The sequence below is a fragment of the Kitasatospora sp. NPDC003701 genome (assembly GCF_053587085.1).
Genome location: NZ_JBSFNM010000159.1, coordinates 1 through 2,715, shown reverse-complemented (window position 1 = coordinate 2,715; position 2,715 = coordinate 1). Strand labels below are relative to the sequence as shown.

Sequence of the window (2,715 nt, the reverse complement as noted above, 5' to 3'; positions counted from 1 at the left end):
GGCCGAGCTGTACGAGCTGGGCGCGGAGTCGGTGACGGTGCCGGCCTGCGACGTGACCGACCGGGAGGCGGTGGCGGAGCTGCTGGCCGCCGTCCGGCGCGACGGGCGCCGGCTGACCGCCGTGGTCCACGCGGCGGGCGTCTTCGACGGCGGTGTGATCGGTGAGGTCGACGCGGAGCGGCTGGAGCGGGTGTTCGCGCCGAAGGTGACCGCGACCCGGCACCTGGACGAGCTGACCCGCGAACTCGCCCCGGATCTCGACGCGTTCATCGCGTACTCGTCGGTCTCGGCGGTGTTCCTGGGCGCGGGCACGGGCGCCTATGCGGCGGCGAACGCCTACATGGACGGCTTGATGGCCCGGCGCCGGGCGGCCGGTCTGCCGGCGCTGTCGCTGGCCTGGGGCCCGTGGGCGCAGGCCGACGGCATGGGTGCCGACCTGGACGAGCTGTCCCGGAGCCGGATGAACCGGCGCGGCGGCGCCCAGCCGCTGACGGCGGCGGAGGGCATGGAGCTCTTCGACACCGCGCTGTACGCCGACCGGGCGCTGCTCGTGCCGGTCAAGCTCGATCTGCGGGCCCTGCGCGCGGCCGCCACGGCCGGTGCCGGGGTGCCGCCCCTGCTGCAGGGCCTGGTCCGCCCGGGCCGGCAGTCGGCGCGCTCCGCGGCGGCCGGGGGCACTGGCGGCGGGCTGGCCGCCCGGCTGGCCGGGCTGGCGGCGGCCGACCGCGAGGCGCTGCTGCTGGAGCTGGTCCGTACGCACGTCGCGTCGGTGCTCGGCCACGCGGGCGCGGCGAAGGTCGCGGCGGAGCGGGCCTTCAAGGACGCCGGCTTCGACTCGCTGACCTCGGTCGAGCTGCGCAACCGGCTGCGCGAGGCCACCGGCCTCAGCCTGCCCGCCACGGCCGTGTTCGACTACCCGACCCCGCTCGCGCTGGCCCGTTTCCTGGACGGCGAGTTCGACGGGACGGCGGTCGCGGCCGGCCCGGTCGTGCCCGCGGCGGCCGTGCACGACCCGGCCGATCCGGTGGCGATCGTCGGCATGGCCTGCCGGCTCCCCGGTGGTGTGGCCACCCCGGAGGACCTGTGGCAGCTGGTCGCCGAGGGGCGGGACGGCGTGTCGCTGTTCCCCTCCGACCGGGGCTGGGGCCTGGACGAGCTGTTCGACGCCGACCCGGAGAGCGAGGGCACCTCCTACGTCAGCCAGGGCGGGTTCCTGCACGAGGCGCCGCTGTTCGACCCGGTCTTCTTCGGGATCTCGCCGCGCGAGGCGCTCGCCATGGACCCGCAGCAGCGGCTGCTGCTGGAGACCTCGTGGGAGGCCATGGAGCGGGCCGGCATCGATCCGGGTTCGCTGAAGGGCACCGACGTCGGGGTGTTCAACGGCATCATGGGCGTCGACTACTACGCCGGCGGCACGGTGCCGGCGGAGCTGGGCGGCTTCGCCCTGACCGGCGCCGGTGCGAGCGTGGCGTCGGGCCGGGTGTCGTACGTGTTCGGGTTCGAGGGCCCGGCGGTCACCGTGGACACGGCCTGCTCGTCGTCCCTGGTGGCGATCCACCTGGCCGCCCAGGCGCTGCGCCAGGGCGAGTGCTCGCTGGCGCTGGCCGGCGGTTCGACGGTGATGTCCAGCCCGAGCATGTTCATGGAGTTCTCCCGGCAGAAGGCGCTGGCGACGGACGGCCGGTGCAAGTCCTACGCGGACGCGGCCGACGGCACCGGCTGGGCCGAGGGTGCGGGCGTGGTGGTGCTGGAGCGGCTCTCCGAGGCGCGGCGCAACGGCCACCGGGTGCTGGCCGTGCTGCGGGGCAGCGCGGTGAACCAGGACGGCGCGTCCAACGGTCTGACCGCGCCCAACGGCCCCTCGCAGCAGCGGGTGATCCGCAAGGCGCTGGCCTCGGCCGGACTGTCGACCGCCGACGTCGACCTGGTGGAGGGGCACGGCACCGGGACGGTGCTGGGCGACCCGATCGAGGCACAGGCGCTGCTGGCCACCTACGGTCGCGGTCGCGACCCGGAGCGGCCGCTCTGGCTGGGATCGCTGAAGTCCAACATCGGCCACGCGCAGGCGGCGGCCGGTGTGTCGGGTGTGATCAAGATGGTGCAGGCGCTGCGGCACGGCGTGATGCCGGCGACGCTGCACGTGGACGCGCCGTCCTCGCAGGTGGACTGGACGGCGGGCGCCGTCGAGCTGCTGACCGAGGCACGGGCCTGGCCGGAGGTGGACCGGCCGCGCCGGGCCGGGGTCTCCTCCTTCGGCCTGAGCGGCACGAACGCGCACGTGATCCTGGAGCAGGCGCCCGCGGAGGAGCCGGTCGCGGTCGAGGCCGCGCCCACCGGTGTGGTCCCGCTGGTGGTGTCGGCGAAGAGCGCCGTCTCGCTGGCGGGCCAGGCCGGGCGGCTGACGGCCCTCGCCGGGGCGGCGGACACGGCGGCGCTGGCCGGTGCGCTGGTCTCCCGGCGGGCGCTGCTGTCCGAGCGCGCGGTGGTGGTGGCCGGCTCGCCGCAGGAGGCGTCGGCCGGGCTGGCCGCGCTGGCGCGCGGCGAGGGCGGCCCGGCGGTGGTGACCGGCAGCGCCGCCTCCTCGGCGGCGGCCGGCCGGACGGTGCTGGTGTTCCCGGGGCAGGGTTCGCAGTGGGCCGGGATGGGTCGTGAACTGCTGGACTCCTCGCCGGTGTTCGCCGAGCGCATCGCGGAGTGCGCGCGGGCCCTGGGCCC

At 76.3% G+C, this 2,715-nt stretch carries 1 protein-coding gene; it reads left to right on the top strand.

Annotated features, from left to right (window positions below; translation table 11 throughout):
- On the top strand, positions 1–2,715 hold a 2,715-nt coding region (locus ACWDRR_RS44350; RefSeq protein WP_449778024.1), incomplete at both ends, for a type I polyketide synthase.